The sequence below is a fragment of the Pseudomonas sp. S2_E02 genome (assembly GCF_054668355.1).
Genome location: NZ_CP162761.1, coordinates 6509313 through 6528206 on the forward strand (window position 1 = coordinate 6509313; position 18894 = coordinate 6528206).

General features: G+C 59.0%; 23 protein-coding genes. 14 read left to right on the plus strand and 9 right to left on the minus strand.

Annotated elements, in window-relative coordinates; all coding sequences use genetic code 11:
• Positions 1 to 261 precede the first annotated feature (261 nt).
• Positions 262 to 708 (minus strand): MarR family winged helix-turn-helix transcriptional regulator, encoded by a 447-nt coding sequence (locus AB4O01_RS29270; protein ID WP_093441687.1) that lies wholly within the window; start codon positions 706 to 708, stop codon positions 262 to 264.
• A gap of 82 nt (positions 709 to 790) precedes the next feature.
• Between AB4O01_RS29270 and AB4O01_RS29275 the strand changes: the two genes are divergently transcribed.
• The gene (locus tag AB4O01_RS29275; RefSeq protein WP_116256627.1) at positions 791 to 1957 is read left to right on the plus strand and encodes an aminotransferase-like domain-containing protein; all 1167 of its coding nucleotides are present in this window, start codon (positions 791 to 793) and stop codon (positions 1955 to 1957) included.
• 161 nt (positions 1958 to 2118) lie between these two features.
• On the opposite strand, the gene AB4O01_RS29280 is transcribed toward AB4O01_RS29275, so the two are convergent.
• The 5 genes from AB4O01_RS29280 to AB4O01_RS29300 form a co-directional block, all read right to left on the minus strand.
• Positions 2119 to 2490, minus strand: coding sequence for a glutathione S-transferase N-terminal domain-containing protein (locus AB4O01_RS29280; RefSeq protein ID WP_093441696.1), 372 nt, complete (start codon positions 2488 to 2490; stop codon positions 2119 to 2121).
• Positions 2491 to 2594: 104 nt separating this feature from the next.
• Positions 2595 to 3140 (minus strand): GTP cyclohydrolase I FolE, encoded by a 546-nt coding sequence (gene folE, locus AB4O01_RS29285; protein WP_003442011.1) that lies wholly within the window; start codon positions 3138 to 3140, stop codon positions 2595 to 2597.
• Positions 3141 to 3217: 77 nt separating this feature from the next.
• Positions 3218 to 3775 (minus strand): Smr/MutS family protein, encoded by a 558-nt coding sequence (locus tag AB4O01_RS29290; RefSeq protein ID WP_038366959.1) that lies wholly within the window; start codon positions 3773 to 3775, stop codon positions 3218 to 3220.
• Positions 3776 to 3849: 74 nt separating this feature from the next.
• Positions 3850 to 4170 carry a hypothetical protein gene (locus tag AB4O01_RS29295; protein ID WP_460090249.1) on the minus strand — a complete coding sequence of 107 codons (321 nt, stop codon included), beginning with the start codon at positions 4168 to 4170 and terminating at the stop codon, positions 3850 to 3852.
• A 130-nt stretch (positions 4171 to 4300) separates the two neighbouring features.
• A complete protein-coding gene (locus AB4O01_RS29300) occupies positions 4301 to 4891 on the minus strand; it encodes a cysteine hydrolase family protein (RefSeq protein WP_007914026.1) in 591 nt (196 codons plus the stop codon).
• 239 nt (positions 4892 to 5130) lie between these two features.
• On the opposite strand from AB4O01_RS29300, the gene prmB reads away from it, so the two are divergent.
• Complete coding sequence (gene prmB / locus AB4O01_RS29305) at positions 5131 to 6039, plus strand: 50S ribosomal protein L3 N(5)-glutamine methyltransferase (protein ID WP_099758433.1); 909 nt, start codon at positions 5131 to 5133, stop codon at positions 6037 to 6039.
• A gap of 137 nt (positions 6040 to 6176) precedes the next feature.
• On the opposite strand, the gene AB4O01_RS29310 is transcribed toward prmB, so the two are convergent.
• Positions 6177 to 6968 (minus strand): hypothetical protein, encoded by a 792-nt coding sequence (locus AB4O01_RS29310; protein WP_093441710.1) that lies wholly within the window; start codon positions 6966 to 6968, stop codon positions 6177 to 6179.
• 99 nt (positions 6969 to 7067) lie between these two features.
• Positions 7068 to 8021 (minus strand): alpha/beta hydrolase, encoded by a 954-nt coding sequence (locus tag AB4O01_RS29315; protein ID WP_460090251.1) that lies wholly within the window; start codon positions 8019 to 8021, stop codon positions 7068 to 7070.
• Positions 8022 to 8151: 130 nt separating this feature from the next.
• On the opposite strand from AB4O01_RS29315, the gene aroC reads away from it, so the two are divergent.
• From aroC to mtnC, 5 genes are all read left to right on the plus strand, one after another.
• Positions 8152 to 9243 carry a chorismate synthase gene (gene aroC / locus AB4O01_RS29320; RefSeq protein WP_093441715.1) on the plus strand — a complete coding sequence of 364 codons (1092 nt, stop codon included), beginning with the start codon at positions 8152 to 8154 and terminating at the stop codon, positions 9241 to 9243.
• Positions 9244 to 9277: 34 nt separating this feature from the next.
• Complete coding sequence (locus tag AB4O01_RS29325) at positions 9278 to 10423, plus strand: MFS transporter (RefSeq protein ID WP_427120602.1); 1146 nt, start codon at positions 9278 to 9280, stop codon at positions 10421 to 10423.
• Complete coding sequence (locus AB4O01_RS29330; RefSeq protein ID WP_099758436.1) at positions 10420 to 11046, plus strand: methylthioribulose 1-phosphate dehydratase; 627 nt, start codon at positions 10420 to 10422, stop codon at positions 11044 to 11046. The genes AB4O01_RS29325 and AB4O01_RS29330 overlap by 4 nt, the downstream gene beginning before the upstream one ends.
• Positions 11047 to 11140: 94 nt before the next feature.
• A complete protein-coding gene (locus AB4O01_RS29335; RefSeq protein WP_460090253.1) occupies positions 11141 to 11686 on the plus strand; it encodes a 1,2-dihydroxy-3-keto-5-methylthiopentene dioxygenase in 546 nt (181 codons plus the stop codon).
• A 4-nt stretch (positions 11687 to 11690) separates the two neighbouring features.
• On the plus strand, positions 11691 to 12374 hold the full coding sequence (mtnC, locus tag AB4O01_RS29340; protein ID WP_116256628.1) for an acireductone synthase: 684 nt from the start codon (positions 11691 to 11693) through the stop codon (positions 12372 to 12374).
• A gap of 183 nt (positions 12375 to 12557) precedes the next feature.
• Here mtnC and AB4O01_RS29345 read toward each other — a convergent pair whose 3' ends face one another.
• Positions 12558 to 12836, minus strand: coding sequence for a DUF3509 domain-containing protein (locus AB4O01_RS29345; RefSeq protein ID WP_008080936.1), 279 nt, complete (start codon positions 12834 to 12836; stop codon positions 12558 to 12560).
• 390 nt (positions 12837 to 13226) lie between these two features.
• Here AB4O01_RS29345 and AB4O01_RS29350 point away from each other — a divergent pair, with 390 nt between their 5' ends.
• The 7 genes from AB4O01_RS29350 to AB4O01_RS29380 all read left to right on the plus strand — a co-directional run bounded on the left by AB4O01_RS29350 (position 13227) and on the right by AB4O01_RS29380 (position 18765).
• Positions 13227 to 15065 carry a long-chain-acyl-CoA synthetase gene (locus AB4O01_RS29350; RefSeq protein WP_116256629.1) on the plus strand — a complete coding sequence of 613 codons (1839 nt, stop codon included), beginning with the start codon at positions 13227 to 13229 and terminating at the stop codon, positions 15063 to 15065.
• A gap of 97 nt (positions 15066 to 15162) precedes the next feature.
• Positions 15163 to 15681, plus strand: a complete 519-nt coding sequence (locus AB4O01_RS29355; RefSeq protein WP_460090255.1) for an ankyrin repeat domain-containing protein — start codon at positions 15163 to 15165, stop codon at positions 15679 to 15681.
• A 140-nt stretch (positions 15682 to 15821) separates the two neighbouring features.
• On the plus strand, positions 15822 to 16352 hold the full coding sequence (locus tag AB4O01_RS29360; RefSeq protein ID WP_093441747.1) for a hypothetical protein: 531 nt from the start codon (positions 15822 to 15824) through the stop codon (positions 16350 to 16352).
• 77 nt (positions 16353 to 16429) lie between these two features.
• Positions 16430 to 16621: a PLDc N-terminal domain-containing protein gene (locus tag AB4O01_RS29365; protein WP_007914053.1), complete on the plus strand. Its 192-nt coding sequence runs from the start codon at positions 16430 to 16432 to the stop codon at positions 16619 to 16621.
• Positions 16622 to 16861: 240 nt separating this feature from the next.
• Positions 16862 to 17737, plus strand: coding sequence for a polyamine aminopropyltransferase (speE, locus tag AB4O01_RS29370; RefSeq protein WP_460090256.1), 876 nt, complete (start codon positions 16862 to 16864; stop codon positions 17735 to 17737).
• Positions 17738 to 17975: 238 nt separating this feature from the next.
• Positions 17976 to 18209: a hypothetical protein gene (locus AB4O01_RS29375; RefSeq protein ID WP_093441755.1), complete on the plus strand. Its 234-nt coding sequence runs from the start codon at positions 17976 to 17978 to the stop codon at positions 18207 to 18209.
• A gap of 208 nt (positions 18210 to 18417) precedes the next feature.
• On the plus strand, positions 18418 to 18765 hold the full coding sequence (locus AB4O01_RS29380) for a ribonuclease E inhibitor RraB (protein WP_093441760.1): 348 nt from the start codon (positions 18418 to 18420) through the stop codon (positions 18763 to 18765).
• The last annotated feature ends 129 nt before the right edge of the window (positions 18766 to 18894 follow it).

Genomic DNA, 18894 nt, shown 5'->3' on the forward strand with positions numbered 1-18894 from the left:
TTTCCAGGGCCGGACCCATGAGGGGTGGCAGCGGCCCTTTGAGGCATACGCGAATTTGTTGACCATGCGGTCAGGAACTCGCACGCTGTGGATTATGCTTTTGTGTACAAATAAAGCAAATATTGTTTTTGGTTTTGTTTACGAAAGTTCCGTCGATAGCGATATATCGCCTGCACTGGCCCCTTTGCGAGCAGGCTCGCTCCCACGTTTGGAATGCGTTCCCCTGTGGGAGCGAGCTTGCCCGCGAAGAGGCAGTCCCATTCAATCGAGAGCCGTCTGACTTTTCCCCAGTGCCATATTCACCGCCAACCAGCCATTCACCGCCGCCTCGCCAGCCTCGGCAAACACTCGCTCCAGTAATTTCACCTGCTCACGCCGCAGCGCCTGTTCAAACTTCGCGCCTTCGGCCGTCAATTCCAGCAGACGCTTTCGCTTGTCGGCCTCGGACGCCACGCTGTCGACCAGATGCATTTCCTGTAACTGCCGCAACGGCATGTTCAAGGCCTGCTTGCTCACGCCAAGCAATCCCAGCAATTCCTTCACGCTCAAATTCGGGTATCGAGCGATGAAAAACACAATTCGCTGATGTACCCGCGACAGCCCGCGGCGCTCGAGCATTTCATCAGCCTTGGCGGTGAAGGCTTGATAGCCGAAGAAAAACGCTTCCATCGCCTGTTGTTGGCTCGCGGGGTTTTTAAGGTCAAGCATATTGACGTACTCGCTCAAGCTGTCGTAATTTCAGTCAACCAGTTTGACTCATTTTTCCCATGCCTCGCTACCGGTGACTTCCATGGCTTTTTCCGAACGTGTCGCGCGCCTTAAAAGTTCTTTGATCCGTGAAATCCTTGCCGCCGCCCAGCGTCCGGAGGTCATGTCGTTCGCTGGTGGCTTGCCGGCCGAAGCGATGCTGCCGAAGGTCGAGTGGGCTGACATGCCGCTGTCGCTCGGCCAATACGGCATGAGCGAAGGCGAACCGGCATTGCGCGAAGCCTTGGCAGCGGAGGCGAGGGCGCTGGGCCTGGAGTGCACCGCAAGTCAGGTACTGGTGGTCAGCGGCTCGCAGCAAACCCTCGATCTGGCGGCCAAGCTGTACATCGACAAGGGCACGGAAATTCTGCTTGAAGCGCCGACCTATCTCGCTGCATTGCAGATTTTCCAGCTGTTCGGCGCCGATTGCCTGACCGTGCCGCAAGAAGCCGACGGCCCGAATCTGGCGCAATTGCGCAGTCGTCTCGAACAGCACCGGCCAGCGTTCATCTACCTGATCCCGACGTTCCAGAATCCGTCCGCCGTGCGTTACAGCGAAGCCAAGCGTGCAGCCGTAGCGGCATTGCTCGACGAATTCGGCGTCACCCTGATCGAGGACGAACCCTACCGCGAGCTGACTTTCGATGGCGGCAGCGCCAAGCCGATTGCCGGGCGTCTGCAGAAGGCGAGCTGGATCTACACCGGCACCGTGTCGAAAACCTTGTTGCCCGGTTTACGCGTCGGTTACTTGATCGCCAGCCCGGACCTGTTCCCGCATCTGCTCAAACTCAAGCAATCGGCAGATCTGCATACCAACCGCATCGGTCAGTGGCAGGCCCTGCAATGGATCGGCAGCGACAAGTATCAGCAGCATCTGAGCGAGTTGCGCGGCTTCTATCGGCAACGGCGCGATGCCTTCCAGGCGGCGCTGGAAACGCACTTTGCTGATCTGGCCGACTGGAACATGCCGCAGGGCGGGCTGTTTTTCTGGCTGACGTTGAAGCAGCCGCTGGATACGCGAACGTTGCTCAATGAGGCGTTGGCCAATGACGTGGCGTTTATGCCGGGGGAGCCGTTCTTTCCGGATCCGGATAACAACCTTGGGCATTTGCGCTTGAACTTCAGCCACATCGATCCGGCACGACTGGATGAAGGGCTCAAGCGATTGGCGGCGGTGGTGCGCCAGGCGCTGCTAGAGAAAGCGGCCTGAAAACAAATAAACCGGCTCGAGGGCCGGTTTATTTTTGTCCGGGATTTGCGGTGGCTGAGAGGGCCACTTCGCGAGCAGGCTCGCTCCCACAGTGGAAATGCATTCCAAAGGGTGGGAGCGAGCCTGCTCGCGAAAGCGTCAATCAACCCACCACATAATCATCAGACCGCCGCAAACCGCTTATCCAGATAATCAATAATCACCTTGGACTCATACATCCAGGTTGTCTGGCCATTCTCTTCAATGCGCAGGCAAGGCACCTTGATCCGGCCGCCCTGATCCAGCAGCGTCTGACGATCCTGTTCGTTGTTCTTCGCATCCTTCAGCGCCACCGGCACATTCAGGCGACGCAGCGTGCGGCGGGTTTTCACGCAGAACGGGCAGGCATGGAACTGATACAGGGTCAGGCCTTGCGCGGCGGCATTGACCTGGGCCTGAGTTTCGGCAGGACGCTGTTTCTTGCCCGGGCGGGTGATGAAGTCGATGAAGATAACCAGTTGGCCGAGGCCGACACGAAGCGCTTTGACGAACACGTTTAAAGCCTCACGGTGCAAATTGAGAAAGGCGCGCAGCTTACCCGATTTTTCACGGACGAAAAAAAACCGGCGATGAATGCCGGTTTTCTTCGGGCAACGAATTACTTGATGAGGCTGAGGAATTCGCTGCGGGTCGCTGCGTTTTCGCGGAACTCACCGAGCATCACCGAAGTGATCATCGACGAATTCTGCTTCTCGACACCGCGCATCATCATGCACATGTGCTTGGCCTCGATCACCACGGCTACGCCCAGCGCGCCGGTGACTTGCATCACTGCATCGGCGATCTGGCGGCTGAGGTTTTCCTGGATCTGCAGGCGACGGGCGTACATGTCGACGATCCGCGCGACCTTCGACAGGCCCAGCACTTTGCCGCTCGGGATGTACGCAACATGCGCCTTGCCGATGAACGGCAGCAGGTGGTGTTCGCACAACGAGTACAACTCGATGTCCTTGACCAGCACCATTTCGCTGTTGTCGGAGCTGAACAGGGCACCGTTGGTGACCTCTTCGAGCGTCTGTTCATAACCGCGGCAGAGGTACTGCATGGCTTTGGCGGCACGCTTTGGCGTGTCGAGCAGGCCCTCGCGGGACACGTCCTCGCCCAATTGGCCGAGAATCGCGGTGTAATTCTGTTCCAGGGACATGAAACTACCTGTGGGGATTTTCGCAAAGGGCAAGGGTACGGTGGCGGACACAACCCTGCAAGTTCGGTGTAACGGGATTATTCGTCGCGGCCTTCCATCATGGTGCGTTTGAGCATCACGTAAACCGCGCCGGCACCGCCGTGTTTCGCCTGACACGAGCAGAAACCCAGCACTTGGGCATGCTGGCGCAACCAGGTGTTGACGTGGCTTTTGATCATTGGCCGCTTGCCGTCCAGGCGCACAGCCTTGCCGTGGGTGACGCGGACGCAGCGGATTTCGAATTTAGTCGCTTCGGCAAGAAAGGCCCAGAGGGTTTCGCGGGCCTTTTCCACGCTCATGCCGTGCAGGTCGAGGCTGCCTTCGAACGGGATCTGGCCGACCTTGAGCTTGCGCATCTGACTTTCCTGCACGCCGTCACGGGACCACATCAACTCGTCTTCCGGGCCGACGTCGATCACGAACTGGTCGGACAGGCCATCCACGGTAGCGGTGTCGGTGCGCACGGTGGCGGACTGGCGCAGCTTGGCGATCTGTGCGCGGTCAGCCTTGGGTTTGCCGGTGTCGGCGCGGTCGTGCTTGATCGGCTTGACGCCTTGGATCGCACTTTTGAACAGGGAAAAATCGTCGTCTTGCATGTCAGCCTCCGCGAAGGGCGGCCAGTTTACCCAAGTCGAAACAAAACGGCCCGGCAAAAAGCCAGGCCGGTGATTCAGTCGTGTTTTTTCATCAGGTGCGGGGACATGTTCAGTTCCCGCGATTGCCGGGCGCGACGCCGGCAACGACGCCACAGCGCCACGCCGAAATACACAAACAGCAAGCCGACAACCAGAATGATCGCCGAACCCATCGGCGTGGCATTCAAATCACCGAGCGCTGGCGGGCGCCCGAGCAGGCTGGCGGCCCCGGCCATCGCCAGCAGCACACCGAACGTCGCCAGAATGGCGGCAATCGCCGCGCCGAATCGAAAACGCCAGTTGCTTTGGCCTTTGGGCCGCAAGCGGCGTGCGTCAAATCCATCGGATAACTTCATTCCGACCTTCCTCAATGGGTATCGGCCCTTCGACCGGGAGTTGACCGGGTTGTTCCTGAGGCTATGGCATTTGCGGCAAATGAGAGGATTTTGCGGATGAGCGGCGCCGTGAGCCGCTCATCAGGGTCGATCAGATCAGGTCTTGCGTCAGCGCGAGGGTGGCGAAGTTGTCCGCCATGATCGCCATTTCGGCTTCCTGTACCACAGCGGCGCTGAGCACGCGGCCCTTGAACGGCAGGTCGCGGGTGGCGCAGGCGTCTTCGACCAGGGTGCAGCGGAAACCCAGATTCTTCGCCGCACGTACGGTGGTGCTGACACTGGAGTGGCTCATGAAACCGCAGACGATCAGGTCCAGTGAGCCAAGGTTTTGCAAACGGTCCAGCAACTCGGTGCCGTGGAACGCGCTCGGCAGCAGTTTGCCGATAATGGTTTCATCGCCCTGTGGCTCGAGGCCAGGGATGAATTCGCCGCGTTCGCCCTGCGGGTCGAACAGGCCGCCGACGGTGCCGAGATGACGCACGTGCACGATCGGCCGACCGGCTGCACGGGCTGCGGCAACCACTTGCTTGATGTTTGCGACGGCCGCGTCCATGCCGCTCAGGGCCAGCGGGCCACTGAGATATTCTTTCTGGGCATCGATGATGACCACGGTGGCATGGCTCAGTGTGGCCGCTGCGTAACCGCGACCGCTGAGTTGAAACATCGTTTTTGGAACGGACATTCTGGGGCTCCTTGGGGTGGGGCTTTTGCGACATTGTCCTCTGGCTGAGCGGTTCTGTGAATCGCTACCATCGTAGGCACCGTCGTTATTGGCCTGCAGCCTTGTCAAGTTACACGTTCTGTTCAATAGCCGATGCAAAAAACAGAAAACTCCTACCGTCGGTGCGATGTTTTTCCTGCGTCGTCGTCGCGCGTTTTGGCTGCTAGAATCGCCAGTCGTTTTTTCTGGAGTTCTGCGCCGTGATCACTTCCCGCCTTCGTACCCTGCGTGACCATATCCGTTGGGCCGTCAGCCGCTTCCATGGGGAGGATCTGTTTTTCGGCCATGGCACCGACAATGCCTGGGACGAAGCCCGGCAACTCGTACTCGGCGCGTTGCACCTGCCGTGGGAAATCGCCGATAGCTATCTCGATTGCGCGCTGGAAGACGACGAGTTGGTCAATTTGCAGCGTTTGCTCAAGCGCCGTATCGAAGAGCGCATTCCGACCGCTTACCTGTTGGGTGAGGCATGGTTCTGCGGCATGTCATTCATCGTCGATGAGCGGGTGTTGATCCCGCGTTCGCCCATCGGCGAACTGATCGAAAACCGTTTCGCCCCGTGGATCGGCAATGAACCTGCGCGGATTCTCGACCTGTGCACCGGTTCCGGTTGCATCGGTATCGCCTGCGCCTACGAGTTTCAGAACGCCGAAGTGGTGCTGGCCGATCTGTCGTTCGAAGCGCTGGAAGTGGCCAACCAGAACATCGAGCGCCATGGCGTCGATGAGCGCGTCTATACCGTGCAGGGCGATGGGTTTGATGGCTTGCCGGGCCAGCGTTTCGACCTGATCGTGTCGAACCCGCCTTACGTTGATGCGGAGGATTTCGCCGACATGCCGGACGAGTATCAGCATGAACCGGAGCTGGGTCTGGCTTGCGGTGATGATGGGTTGAACCTGGTGCGACGCATGCTCGCTGAAGCGGCGGATCACCTGACCGAGAAGGGCTTGCTGATCGTTGAAGTGGGCAACAGTCAGGTGCACGTTGACGCGCTGTACCCGGAAGTCGATTTCGCCTGGCTCGAATTCGAGCGCGGCGGGCATGGTGTGTTCATGCTGACGGCGGAGCAGTGCCGCGATCATCAGGCGCTGTTCGCTTCCCGCGTCTAATCGGGCTGCATTCCGACGCGGAGCGTGGGAACGATCAAAAGCTTCGCGAGCAAGCTCGCTCCCACAGGTTCGGTGTACGACACAAATCCTGTGGGAGCGAGCCTGCTCGCGAATCGCCGCACTGCGGTCTCAAGCCATCAGCGATGCGTGGCAATCCAGATCAGCAGCCCCGCCTGAAACACCGCAAACGCCACCAGACAGGTAATGGTGAAACGCAGCCCGGCGTCTTCACGCTTGAACTTGCTGACCTTCTCTTCCTGTTTCTTCAGCTTCACTTCCTGCTCGGCCAGATTCTGTTCGGCCTGCTGAAGCATCTGTGCCGCTTCAAGAATCTCGACGATCTGCAGCTTCTCGCTGTTCCAGTCGCCGAGCAAATCGCCGACCAACACATCCTTGACGCTGCCCTTCAAGTGCTGGGCATCGGCGTACACCACATCAAAACCATGCACCCGCAGGAAATGATCGCGACGCAGGCGGGTGTCTTCGTTCAGCGCGTCCTTGTTGTTCAAGTCCATGCCGTCAACGGTGTAGGTCGGCCAGCGCTTTTTTGCCCAATTGATGCCTTGCGCGGCCATGTAACGGCCGATGCCACGGTTCATTGGTTCGATCTGCAAGCCGCTGTCGGGGCCGAAGTGCACACGTTTGGTCGTGTGATCAACCCACACGTCCAGCTGATTCTGCTCTTTGCGCACACGCTGGCCGGGCAGCTTGATCGTCATGCGCATCAGGCTTTTTTCTTTGCTGTTGCGTTCGGCATAGCCGAATTCGACGAAGCGCAAGGGGCGGCCGCCAGTGTTGCGGTCGGTCTGCAGCGGGGCCAGGCGGAGCATCTTGTGGTGCTCGACGTGGACATCCGCCCACGGCAGCTCGACCGCTGGCGGTGCGTCTTTTTCAGCGGTGGTGTCGGGTGAAGTCGGGGTATCAGTCATAACGGCGAGATCCTGTCCAAGCCCTGCTTGTCGCCAGCCGTTGCGCTGGCGACAAAGGCTTATCGGCCGTTTTTTGCAGGACTAGAGGGTAAACAACCGTTAACGGGTGCGAAGTCCGTCAATAAACTCGATGATCTTCGCGCCAAGTTCCGCCGCCAGTGGCAAATTCGGATCCTTGTACGAAGCCAATTGCCGCTTCATATCGTTATGGACGATGCGCATGACGTGGTTCATGCCGTCGATCACCGCCAGTTCGGCGTCGGGTTTCGCGGCTTTCAGCGCCTGCGCATCGCCAACGCCGACCTGCATGTCGTTGCTGCCCTGGACGATCAGCGCCGGCATCTTCAATTGCGCGAAGGCTTTCGCGGGATCCTGACGGAACAGCGAAATCAGATACGGCTGCACGCTCGGGCGGAAAATCACCTGCAACGGTTGCGGCACATTGTCGTCAGTGTGGCCGGCCTTGAGGCTGTCGAGCAGTTCGTTACTGCGTAGCATCAACGGAGGAGGGAGGCTGCGGGCCAGTTGCTCGCGGATCACTTGATCGACCGGGCGGGCGCTGCCGGACAGGGAAATCACCGCAGCGGCATCCACTTTCAGCGCGGCGAGGCTGGCAATCAGCGCGCCTTCACTGTGGCCGAGCAGGATCAATTTGCCGAAACGCGGATCGGCCTTGAGCTTCTGCCCCCACGCCACCGCGTCTGCCGCATAGGCCTCCACCGATAAATTGCGCTCATCCGGCGTCGCCGCCAGACTCGCCGCAACACCGCGTTTGTCGTAACGCACACTGGCAATGTTGTGTTTGGCCAGCACCCACGCCAGGCGCTTGAGGCTGTCGTTGCGCCCGCCGTCGGGGTTGTTTCCGTCGCGATCCGTAGGACCGGAGCCAGAAATAATCAGGACAACCGGCACCGGATTGTCGGACTTTGGCAGCAGCAGCGAACCGAAAAGTTCGCCGGTGCCGGTATCCAGAGTGACCGGGCGTTGTAGGACCGTCGCTTGGGCAAAGCCCGTAAAGAGGGTAAGACTCAAGATCAAAACTCGCAGCATCATCACGCCATCATTCGCCAAGGTGCCGGTTGGACTCGCCAGCACCACTAAGGTTCGAGGATGAACTACTCGGTTAGCCTGCGTATACTGGCGCGCATCACGAATTTGGGTTTGATTTCACGGAGCGTCCTGCATGTCCGGCAATACCTACGGCAAGTTGTTCACTGTCACCACCGCTGGCGAAAGCCATGGTCCGGCGTTGGTCGCCATTGTCGACGGCTGCCCGCCGGGCCTGGAGATCTCCCTCGAAGACCTGCAGCGCGACCTCGATCGCCGCAAGCCAGGCACCAGCCGCCACACCACCCAGCGTCAGGAAGCCGACGAAGTCGAAATCCTCTCTGGCGTATTCGAAGGGCGCACCACCGGTTGCTCGATCGGCCTGCTGATCCGCAACACCGACCAGAAGTCCAAGGACTACTCGGCGATCAAGGATCTGTTCCGCCCGGCCCACGCCGACTACACCTACCACCACAAATACGGCGAGCGCGACTATCGTGGCGGTGGTCGCAGCTCGGCGCGCGAGACCGCAATGCGCGTGGCGGCCGGTGCGATCGCGAAGAAATACCTGGCCACCCAAGGCATCGTCATTCGTGGCTACATGAGCCAGCTCGGCCCGATCGAAATCCCGTTCAAGACCTGGGATTCGGTGGAAGACAACGCTTTCTTCAGCCCCGATCCGGACAAAGTCCCGGAGCTGGAAGCCTACATGGATCAATTGCGCCGCGATCAGGACTCGGTCGGGGCGAAGATCACCGTCGTTGCCGAAGGCGTGATGCCGGGTCTGGGCGAGCCGATTTTCGACCGTCTCGACGCTGAGCTGGCGCATGCGCTGATGAGCATCAACGCAGTCAAAGGCGTGGAAATCGGTGCCGGTTTTGCCTCGGTCGCTCAGCGCGGCACCGAACACCGCGATGAAATGACCCCGGAAGGTTTCCTCAGCAACAACGCGGGCGGCATCCTCGGTGGTATTTCGTCCGGTCAGCCGATCGTTGCGCATCTGGCCTTGAAGCCGACGTCGAGCATCACCACCCCGGGCCGTTCGATCGATATCCACGGCAACTCTGTGGACGTCATCACCAAGGGCCGTCACGACCCGTGCGTCGGCATCCGTGCCACGCCGATTGCCGAAGCGATGATGGCCATTGTGCTGATGGATCACTTGCTGCGTCACCGTGGCCAGAATGCCGATGTGCGCGTGAGCACGCCGGTGCTGGGTCAGCTTTGATGGCAGGCCTTAAAGCCGTCGCGGCATAACCGGCGTGGCGGCGCTCCCTTACTGGCGGCTGTCCAGTTTCTATCTGTTCTATTTCGCCTTGCTCGGGTCGACAGCGCCGTTTCTGGCGCTGTACTTCGACCACCTCGGCTTCAGTCCTGCGCGGATCGGTGAGCTGGTCGCGATCCCGATGCTGATGCGCTGTGTGGCGCCGAACATCTGGGGCTGGCTCGGTGATTACACCGGCAAACGCCTGGCTATCGTGCGTTTCGGCGCGGTGTGTACGCTGCTGACGTTTTCACTGATCTTCGTCAGCAAGACCTACGCCTGGTTGGCGATGGTCATGGCCTTGCACGCGTTCTTCTGGCACGCGGTGCTGCCGCAGTTCGAAGTCATCACCCTGGCGCATTTGCAGGGGCAGACCTCGCGCTACAGCCAAATCCGCTTATGGGGCTCGATCGGTTTTATCATCACCGTGGTTGCACTCGGCCGATTGTTCGAATGGCTCAGCCTCGACATCTATCCGGCGGCGCTGGTGCTGATCATGGCTGGCATCGTCCTCAGCAGCTTGTGGGTGCCGAACGCGCAGCCGCCGCAAGGCGATCGGCCGAGCGGTGAGGGCTTTCTCACACAACTGCGCAATCCCGGCGTGCTGGCGTTTTACGGCTGCGTCGCGCTGATGCAAATGAGCCATGGCCCGTATTACACCTTTCTGACCCTGCACCTTGAACGACTCGGTTACACCCGCGGCACCATCGGCATGCTGTGGGCCGTGGGTGTCGTTGCCGAAGTGCTGATGTTCATGGCAATGAGCCGGATTCTCGCGCGGTTTTCCCTGCGCCGGGTGCTGATGGCAAGTTTTCTGCTGGCAGCGCTGCGCTGGTTGTTACTAGGTTCGTTCGCCGAGTTCCTGTGGGTGCTGTTGTTTGCGCAGGTGCTTCACGCGGCGACCTTCGGCAGTTTTCACGCCGCTGCCATCGCTTTCGTGCAACGTAGCTTCGGCGCGCGCCAGCAAGGGCAGGGCCAGGCGTTGTACGCCGCACTGGCCGGCACCGGCGGCGCCATGGGCGCGTTGTATTCCGGCTACAGCTGGAATGCCCTCGGCGCGACATTGACCTTTAGTATTGCCAGTCTCGCGGCGCTCGCTGCTGCCGTTATCATTGCCACACGTATGCAAGAGGACCGGCCATGAGCCTTACGCGTGAACAACTCGCCCAGCAAATCGTCGATGCCGGGCGCTTTCTTTATGGTCGCGGCTGGTCGCCGGCCACCAGCAGCAATTACTCGACACGCCTGTCGCCGAGCGAAGCGCTGTTGACCGTTTCGGGCAAGCACAAGGGCCAGTTGAGTGTGGACGATGTGCTCGCCACCGACCTCTCCGGCACTAGCCTGGAGCCGGGCAAAAAGCCGTCCGCCGAAACCCTGCTGCACACCCAGCTGTATAGCTGGCGGCCGGAGATCGGCGCAGTGCTGCACACCCATTCGGTCAACGCCACGGTGCTGTCGCGCCTGACTCCGCAAGACTTTATCGAGTTCGAAGACTACGAGCTGCAAAAAGCCTTCAGCGGCATCTCGACCCATGAATCGCGTGTGCGCGTGCCGATTTTCGACAACGATCAGGACATTGCGCGCCTCGCCGCCAAGGTGCAGCCTTGGCTCGACGCCCATCCTGATTGTGTCGGTTACCTGATTCGCGGCCACGGCCTCTACACCTGGGGCGCGCAGATGAGCGACGCGCTGCGGCAGATCGAGGCCTTTGAATTTCTGTTTGAATGCGAGTTGAAAACCCGCAGCGTCATGAACCGCCAAGGCTGACTTCACCAGAAGTAGCCCATTTGCCTGATGAAATGCTGTGCCCGACCGGTCTGCAAGAACCGGACGGCAAGGCCGATACCGAGGAATTGCCCCAATGAGCAGCCTGTCCGTCTATCACGTCTCAAGCCCTGAGATTCCGAACAAGGTGCTGACCCACTTTGAAGACATCGCCTCGACCCTGGCCGAGCAGGGCGTGCGCTTCGACCGCTGGCAAGCCGCCGCGAAAATACAGCCTGGCGCCACCCAGGAAGAGGTGATCAGTGCTTATAAAGCGCAGATCGATAAGCTGATGACCGAGCGCGGTTACATCACTGTCGACGTCATCAGCCTGAACAGCGATCACCCGCAAAAAGCCGAGCTGCGCGCCAAGTTTCTCGAAGAGCATCGCCATGGCGAAGACGAAGTCAGATTTTTCGTCGCCGGCCGTGGGTTGTTTACCTTGCACATCGATGATTACGTTTATGCCGTGCTTTGTGAGAAGAACGACCTGATCTCGGTACCGGCCGGCACCAAGCACTGGTTCGACATGGGCGAGCATCCGCACTTTGTCGCGATTCGCCTTTTCAACAACCCGCAAGGCTGGGTTGCCAATTTCACCGGCGAAGACATCGCCGGCCGCTTCCCGCGTCTGGAGGACTGATTCGATGTCGATCAAAGCCATCGTCACTGACATCGAAGGCACCACTAGCGCGGTAAGTTTCGTGTTTGACGTGCTGTTTCCGTACGCGGCCAAACATTTACCGGATTTCGTGCGGCAGAACGCCGAACGCGCCGATGTGGCCGAACAACTCGAAGCTGTGCGCCGTGACAGCAATGCGCCGCAGGCTGATGTTGAGCGGGTTGTCGAGATTCTCTTGAGCTGGATTGAGGAAGATCGCAAAGCCACTCCACTCAAGGCCTTGCAAGGCATGGTCTGGGCGCAGGGTTATCACGCCGGGCAGTTGAAGGGGCATGTTTACCCGGATGCCGTTGAAGCGCTGCAGCGCTGGCATGCTGCCGGTTATCAACTGTTTGTGTACTCGTCGGGATCGATTCAGGCGCAGAAACTGATTTTCGGCTGCTCGGAGGCGGGGGATCTGACGCCGTTGTTCAGTGGTTATTTCGACACGACGTCGGGGCCTAAGCGTGAAGTGCAGTCGTACACCAATATCCAGCAAGCCATCGGTGTTGAAGCGGGGGAGATTCTGTTCCTCTCGGACATTGTTGAAGAACTCGACGCCGCGCAAGAGGCTGGCCTGCAAACCTGCGGCCTGGCCCGCGAAGGCGGGGAGTTGGGCAGCCACATCACCGTCGACACGTTCACCGGCATAGAACCGGAAGCCTTCTGACCACACAAAAAAAACCTGTGGGAGCGAGCTTGCTCGCGAAGGTGGAGTATCAGACGAAAAATTTATCTCTGACACACCGCTTTCGCGAGCAAGCTCGCTCCCACAGGGGTATGCGTCAGGCATAAAAAAACAGGCCGTGAAGCGGAAGCTCCACGGCCTGTTTTGTCTAATGCGCTTTGAAAATTACAGCGAGTGATATGTCGGCAGAGCAAAACGCTGCTGGCTCTGCAGCATGGCAATTTGCGGCAACTCACTGGCTTGTTCTGCCAGGTCACGACGAATTGCACTGATCGCCCACGACAGTTGGTCGCCGGCATGCAGTTGTTGATAAGTCAGTGCGCGTTTGAACACTTTGCCGTCGCTGCTGCGCAGGGTCAGCAGGATCCCGCCATCGGGACGTGGCGCAGTGGTGACGTCGAAGTTGGAGAACAGGGAGGTAAATTTTTCTTGGATCAGGCTCATGTCTTTCAGCTCCGTATGCACTTGAATGGCAAGCATGCAGAGGAGGTTGCAGCGATTGTGCCAGCATTTGAAAATAAAAAAATCGTTATAAATCAATGATATAAAAATAATGAAAATTCAGGTGGTCGTGCAAACTGCATGAATGGCCATCGTGCATCCTGCATTTTGCGGGATCGATATCGATTCGATGGAACCAATCGCTGAACCGCAGATCACCTGCGCTCGCTAAAGAGCAGCGGATACAAAACATTGCAAAAACCGCGTGTACAGCCCGAGAAGCGCTGACGTATTTTCGACCTCGACCCGTGCTCGAATGCGCCGGTTGGTTCAAGTCAAAGCCCGAAAAATAAAAACATCGACCTGCACGTCAAGGTTGAACGGGGAGCTTCCATGAGTCACGCGCCAAGCGACACGATTACCTGGGGCATGATGCTCCGCAAACTGCCGATGATTGCCAAAGCCATCCCGCGGGTGGTCAAGGGCATGAAGGTGGCCAACGTCACGGATCCGACCCAAAGCTGTGGCCTTGGCTGGACATTCGAGCAAGCGACGCTGCGCAATCCCGAGGGGCCGGCGTTATTGCACGGCGATGTGCGGCTGACCTATGCGCAGGTCAACCAGTGGGCCAACCGCATCGCTCACTATCTGAACGGGCAGGGCATCGGCAAGGGCGACGTGGTCGCAGTGTTCATCGAAAACCGCCCGGAACTGCTGGTGACCATTCTGGCGCTGGCCAAGGTCGGCGCGGTCAGCGCGCTGCTCAACACCTCGCAGACGCGTGACACCCTTGTCCACAGCGTGAATCTGGTGGCGCCGGTGGCGATCATTGTGGGCGAAGAACTGCTTGCGGCGTATGCGGCGATTCGCGATCAAGTAGCGATCACTGCACCGCGCACCTGGTTTGTCGCCGATCAGGACACCTACAGCCATCCGGGCATTGCGCCCGACGGGTACGTCAATCTGATCAGCGCCAGTGCCGACGCCTCCAGCGAGAATCCGCCGAGCAGCCAGCAGATCTTCTTTGACGATCCGTGTTTCTACATTTATACCTCCGGCACCACCGGCCTGCCCAAGGCAGGGGTGTTCAAGCATGGGCGCTGGATGCGCAGCTCCGCCAGTTTCGGCATGATCGCTCTCAATATGAGCCCTGACGACGTCGTCTATTGCACCTTGCCGCTGTACCACGCCACCGGTCTTTGCGTGTGCTGGGGTTCGGCGGTGAACGGTGCTTCGGGTTTCGCGATCCGCCGCAAGTTCAGCGCCAGTCAGTTCTGGAGCGACGTGCGCCGCTACCGCGCGACGACCATCGGTTACGTCGGCGAGCTATGCCGTTATCTGGTCGATCAACCGGCCAGCGCCGATGATAGCCGTCACGATGTGCGCAAGATGATTGGCAACGGCTTGCGCCCCGGCGCCTGGGCCGAGTTCAAGACACGTTTCGCCGTCGAGCACATCTGTGAGCTGTACGCGGCGAGCGACGGCAACATCGGATTCACTAACATTCTCAATTTCGACAACACCATCGGTTTCTCCCTGATGGCCTGGGAATTGGTCGCCTACGACCATCACAGCGGCGAGCCAATCCGCAGTCCTGACGGATTCATGCGCAAGGTCGGCAAAGGCGAGCAGGGTCTACTGTTGGCGCGGATCGACGAAAAAGCCCCACTGGACGGCTACACCGATCCACAGAAAACCGCCAAGGTCGTGTTGCACGACGTGTTTAGCAAAGGTGATCGTTTTTTCAACACCGGCGACCTGCTGCGCAACATCGGCTTCGGTCACGCTCAATTTGTCGATCGCCTCGGCGACACCTATCGCTGGAAGGGCGAAAACGTCTCGACCACCGAAGTCGAAAATCTTCTGCTGCAACACCCGCAGATTTCCGAGGCGGTGGCTTATGGCGTGGAGATCTGCAATACCAACGGCCGCGCCGGTATGGCGGCGATCACGCCAGCGGAATCCCTTGCGACGCTGGATTTCGCCGAGTTGCTGACTTTTGCCCGGGAGCGCATGCCAGCCTATGCCGTGCCATTGTTCCTGCGAGTGAAGGTCAAGATGGAGACCACCGGCACCTTCAAATACCAGAAAACCCGACTCAAGAACGAAGGCTTCGACCCCGGCCAGACGGGGGATGACCCGATCTTCGCATGGCTGCCCGGCACGCAGACTTACGTTCGGGTCACCGATGAAGTGTTGGCAGAAATTCATCAGGGCAAGCATCGTTATTGAATCTGGCTATGGCTCGACTTGAGAAAAAGGGGGTGACAGCCAGCGCCTCGCTCGGGAAACTGTCGGCTTTCCGATTGACCGAAAGTGGAGTTGCCCCATGTCCGACCAAAGCCGCCAGATGACCCCTGAAGAAGCTGCCGAATTCACCGAGCAGGTTTTCAACAAGGCGCGCGACGGTGATGCCGAGATGCTTGATCGCCTGGTCACGGCCGGTTTGCCAGTCAACCTGAAGAACAGCAAGGGTGACACGTTGTTGATGTTGGCCAGCTATTACGGCCATCTGAATGCGGTGCAGGTGTTGCTCAAACACAAGGCCGATCCGGAAATGCGCAATGGCAACGGCCAGAGCCCGATTGCCGGCGCCGCGTTCAAAGGCGATCTGCCGGTGGTCAAGGCGCTGGTCGAAGCGGGCGCAGAGATCGAAGGCTCGTCGTTTGATGGTCGTACGGCGCTGATGATGGCGGCGATGTTCAACCGCGTTGAAATCGTTGATTACCTGATCAGCAAGGGGGCCAATGCGCAAGCCAAGGACGCCAATGGCGTGACGGCGCTGGATGCGGCCCGCACGATGGGGGCGGTTGATACCACCGCTCAGTTGGAAAAACTGCTGGCCTGACGGGCCTCAAAAGATCGCAGCCTGCGCTAGCTCGTCCGTGGATGAGCGCTGAGCGTGGGCGCTGCCGAGGCTGCGATCTTTTGCTTTGTGCGCTATCCTCCGCGCCCTCGAAATTCACCTTCGCCACAGGATCCGCCCTCATGAAAGCCGCACTCGTCGAACTCATCAGCAAAATCAGCTCCGGCTGCATGGGCGAGGACGAGATCCTGAAAGTGGCTGACGAAGCCGCGCAAGCTTACGCCGATGCGGGTGCCTTTCTGGCAGCCAACCCTGACATCAACTACGACGACACATTCCCGATTGCGTTGGGCGAATGGGTCGTGGTCGGCAGCCTGCCGGAAACCGTGCTGTTCCAGGCCGACACCTACGTTGACCTGTTCGCGCAGATCGTTGCCTCGTTCGGCCCGGGCGTGGATTTCAACCTCAAGCCCAAGCAACTGGCCAAGACCGAAGCACTTACCGCCCTTAACCGCATCCAAGTGCAGATGAGCAGCCTGAACAAGGAAAACGGCGGTTACACACTGATGAACTTCAGCCAGTTGCTCGACGACGAACTGCAGGTGGTGCTGGTCTACGGCAACGACGTGCCACGGGTGCTGGAGCTGTGCGCCGAAGTCGGTATCGCCGCTGCGCCATCGCTCGAAGCGCTGAAGATCGCTGTGCACGTCTGAGCGAGATAGCAATAAAAGGGAACCCTGCGCGCGACCGTCTATCCTAAAAGTGCATGCCACTATTCTGGAGCGACACCATGGGTTCCACGTTCAACGGTCTGATCGGTCTGATCATCCTCGCCCTCGACATCTGGGCCATCATCAATGTGCTGAAAAGCGGCGCCACCACCGGGATGAAAATCGTCTGGGTGCTGCTGATCATCCTCCTGCCAGTGCTGGGCCTGATCATCTGGGCGATTGCCGGACCGCGGGGCAACGTGCGGATCTGACGCTGATCCCGAGAACACCGCAATACCCTGTAGGTGTGAGCCTGCTCGCGATAGCTATCCTCCAGTCAATGAGTCAGTGACTGAAAAACCGCTATCGCGAGCAGGCTCACTCCTACAAGGGATTGCGATTTGCTGATGAAGGGAGGTTCTACCTGTCATCTTCGGCAACGTAGAATGCGCGCCTTTCCCGGGCAATCGCCCCCACGATTGGCGCCCGCGCATTCATCGGAGCACTTGACCATGACCGTCACCAAAACCAGCGAGTACCTGGAAACCCTCTACGAGGGCTACGGTCAGCGCTTTCGCATGGAAAAACTGCTGCACGAAGTGCGCACCGAACACCAGCACCTGGTGATTTTCCAGAACCCGCGCATGGGCCGGGTCATGGCGCTGGACGGCGTGATCCAGACCACCGAAGCCGACGAATTCATCTACCACGAAATGCTCACCCACGTGCCAATCCTCGCCCACGGCAGCGTCAAGCGCGTGCTGATCATTGGTGGCGGTGACGGCGGCATGCTCCGTGAAGTGACCAAGCACGCCGGTGTCGAGTACATCACCATGGTCGAGATCGACGGCACCGTGGTCGATATGTGCAAAGAGTTCCTGCCGAACCACTCCAGCGGCGCCTACGACGATCCACGCCTGAACCTGGTGATTGACGACGGCATGCGTTTCGTCGCCACCACCACGGAAAAATTCGACGTGATCATCTCCGATTCCACCGACCCGATCGGCCCGGGCGAAGTGCTGTTCTCGGAGAACTTCTATCAGGCCTGCCATCGCTGCCTGAACGAGGGCGGCATCCTCGTGACCCAGAACGGCACACCGTTCATGCAGATCGAAGAAGTAAAAACCACTGCCGGTCGCCTCAACAGCCTGTTCCCGGACTGGCACTTCTACCAGGCGGCCGTTCCGACCTACATCGGTGGCTCGATGACTTTCGCCTGGGGCTCGACCAATCCGGCCTACCGCAAGCTCAGCCGTGAAACCCTGCAACAGCGCTTCATCGGCAGCGGCATCGTCACCCGCTACTACAACCCTGAAATCCATATCGGCGCGTTCGCCTTGCCGCAATACGTGCTGCAGGCGATCAACAAGCCAAGCAACGACTAAAAGAACACTGCAACTCCCCTGTGGGAGCGAGCTTGCTCGCGAAGGCGTCAGGTCAGTCAAAGAATATGTCGACTGGACAGGCCCTTTCGCGAGCAGGCTCGCTCCCACATTTGTTTGCTCCACACGATAGATGTCGTTTTTTTCATCTTCCCCCGCTGTAATCCTTTTGAACCAACCCTCTGCGTCTAAAGTCGAGATAGGTGTAAGCCCATTTGCGGGTTTGATCGAGGAGGCACCGATGCAAAAGTGGAAAGTCACTTTCGTGGACGATCATGGTGAAATTGTCGATGAGGTGTTCGAGCGCGCGGAATGCCCCAGCGACGATGAGGCCGCTCGATTGATCAAGGCACGGCTTCTGCCCGTCGCCGCCGAACTGGATCTCAACGATCTGGAAGGGCGCACCGCCGATGCGGGCGTGAAAAACCTGAAAACCCAGAACAGCATCGAAATCCGCAGCATCACACCCGTCTGACAGTTCCTGTCATCTCTTGAAACCAGGCCTTGGCAGCAGCTCTATCTTGGGGCTACTCTGCAAGCGAGATCAGCGAACGGATCGCTAAGGTCTGGTCTTGTCAGCTACATGCTTGTTCCCGCGTGCAACCACGTTGCCGTCGTACTTTGGCCAAAGGCCCGGGGCGGGAATACGGAAAGTCTATCCATCTATGCGAGGGGGACGATTCATGAGCACAGCCTATCAAGAAGACATCAGCAGCAATGTTCTGCGCCGCATGAAAGAAGGCGGTTTCGATTTTTCCCGATTCCATCCCATCGAGTTCTACGCGATTTTCCCGGACGAGGAGCGGGCGCGCAGGGCGGCAGGCAAATTTCGCGGTGAATCCATCAATGCCCAGGTCAGCCTGCGTGATGACGGTGCGTGGGCGCTGGAATTGAGCAAAGTGATGTACGCGACATATGACGATATCGGCGACTTCGAGCAGGGATTCTCTGCCGTGGTTGAACCTCTGGGTGGCATTATCGAAGGCTGGGGTGTGAAACAGGAGGTGCGCAACCGCCACCGTTTGAATTGATCTCTGGTTTCATTTGTTGAGCAACGGCTGACCTTCGGGTTGGCCGTTGTCATTTCCGGCATAAGCAAAACGCTGTGGCAAAACCCTGAAACAAGAAACCGAGGCAAAAAAAAGCCACCGGAGAGGGTG

What these genes read in the sequence shown, in the direction of transcription:
- AB4O01_RS29270 (WP_093441687.1), bottom strand. Translation starts at nt 708, where the DNA reads ATGCTTGACCTTAAAAACCCCGCGAGCCAACAACAGGCGATGGAAGCG.
- AB4O01_RS29275 (WP_116256627.1), top strand. Translation starts at nt 791, where the DNA reads ATGGCTTTTTCCGAACGTGTCGCGCGCCTTAAAAGTTCTTTGATCCGT.
- folE (WP_003442011.1), bottom strand. Translation starts at nt 3,140, where the DNA reads ATGTCCCTGGAACAGAATTACACCGCGATTCTCGGCCAATTGGGCGAG.
- AB4O01_RS29290 (WP_038366959.1), bottom strand. Translation starts at nt 3,775, where the DNA reads ATGCAAGACGACGATTTTTCCCTGTTCAAAAGTGCGATCCAAGGCGTC.
- AB4O01_RS29295 (WP_460090249.1), bottom strand. Translation starts at nt 4,170, where the DNA reads ATGAAGTTATCCGATGGATTTGACGCACGCCGCTTGCGGCCCAAAGGC.
- AB4O01_RS29300 (WP_007914026.1), bottom strand. Translation starts at nt 4,891, where the DNA reads ATGTCCGTTCCAAAAACGATGTTTCAACTCAGCGGTCGCGGTTACGCA.
- AB4O01_RS29310 (WP_093441710.1), bottom strand. Translation starts at nt 6,968, where the DNA reads ATGACTGATACCCCGACTTCACCCGACACCACCGCTGAAAAAGACGCA.
- AB4O01_RS29315 (WP_460090251.1), bottom strand. Translation starts at nt 8,021, where the DNA reads ATGATGCTGCGAGTTTTGATCTTGAGTCTTACCCTCTTTACGGGCTTT.
- aroC (WP_093441715.1), top strand. Translation starts at nt 8,152, where the DNA reads ATGTCCGGCAATACCTACGGCAAGTTGTTCACTGTCACCACCGCTGGC.
- AB4O01_RS29330 (WP_099758436.1), top strand. Translation starts at nt 10,420, where the DNA reads ATGAGCCTTACGCGTGAACAACTCGCCCAGCAAATCGTCGATGCCGGG.
- AB4O01_RS29335 (WP_460090253.1), top strand. Translation starts at nt 11,141, where the DNA reads ATGAGCAGCCTGTCCGTCTATCACGTCTCAAGCCCTGAGATTCCGAAC.
- mtnC (WP_116256628.1), top strand. Translation starts at nt 11,691, where the DNA reads ATGTCGATCAAAGCCATCGTCACTGACATCGAAGGCACCACTAGCGCG.
- AB4O01_RS29345 (WP_008080936.1), bottom strand. Translation starts at nt 12,836, where the DNA reads ATGAGCCTGATCCAAGAAAAATTTACCTCCCTGTTCTCCAACTTCGAC.
- AB4O01_RS29350 (WP_116256629.1), top strand. Translation starts at nt 13,227, where the DNA reads ATGAGTCACGCGCCAAGCGACACGATTACCTGGGGCATGATGCTCCGC.
- AB4O01_RS29355 (WP_460090255.1), top strand. Translation starts at nt 15,163, where the DNA reads ATGTCCGACCAAAGCCGCCAGATGACCCCTGAAGAAGCTGCCGAATTC.
- AB4O01_RS29360 (WP_093441747.1), top strand. Translation starts at nt 15,822, where the DNA reads ATGAAAGCCGCACTCGTCGAACTCATCAGCAAAATCAGCTCCGGCTGC.
- AB4O01_RS29365 (WP_007914053.1), top strand. Translation starts at nt 16,430, where the DNA reads ATGGGTTCCACGTTCAACGGTCTGATCGGTCTGATCATCCTCGCCCTC.
- speE (WP_460090256.1), top strand. Translation starts at nt 16,862, where the DNA reads ATGACCGTCACCAAAACCAGCGAGTACCTGGAAACCCTCTACGAGGGC.
- AB4O01_RS29375 (WP_093441755.1), top strand. Translation starts at nt 17,976, where the DNA reads ATGCAAAAGTGGAAAGTCACTTTCGTGGACGATCATGGTGAAATTGTC.
- AB4O01_RS29380 (WP_093441760.1), top strand. Translation starts at nt 18,418, where the DNA reads ATGAGCACAGCCTATCAAGAAGACATCAGCAGCAATGTTCTGCGCCGC.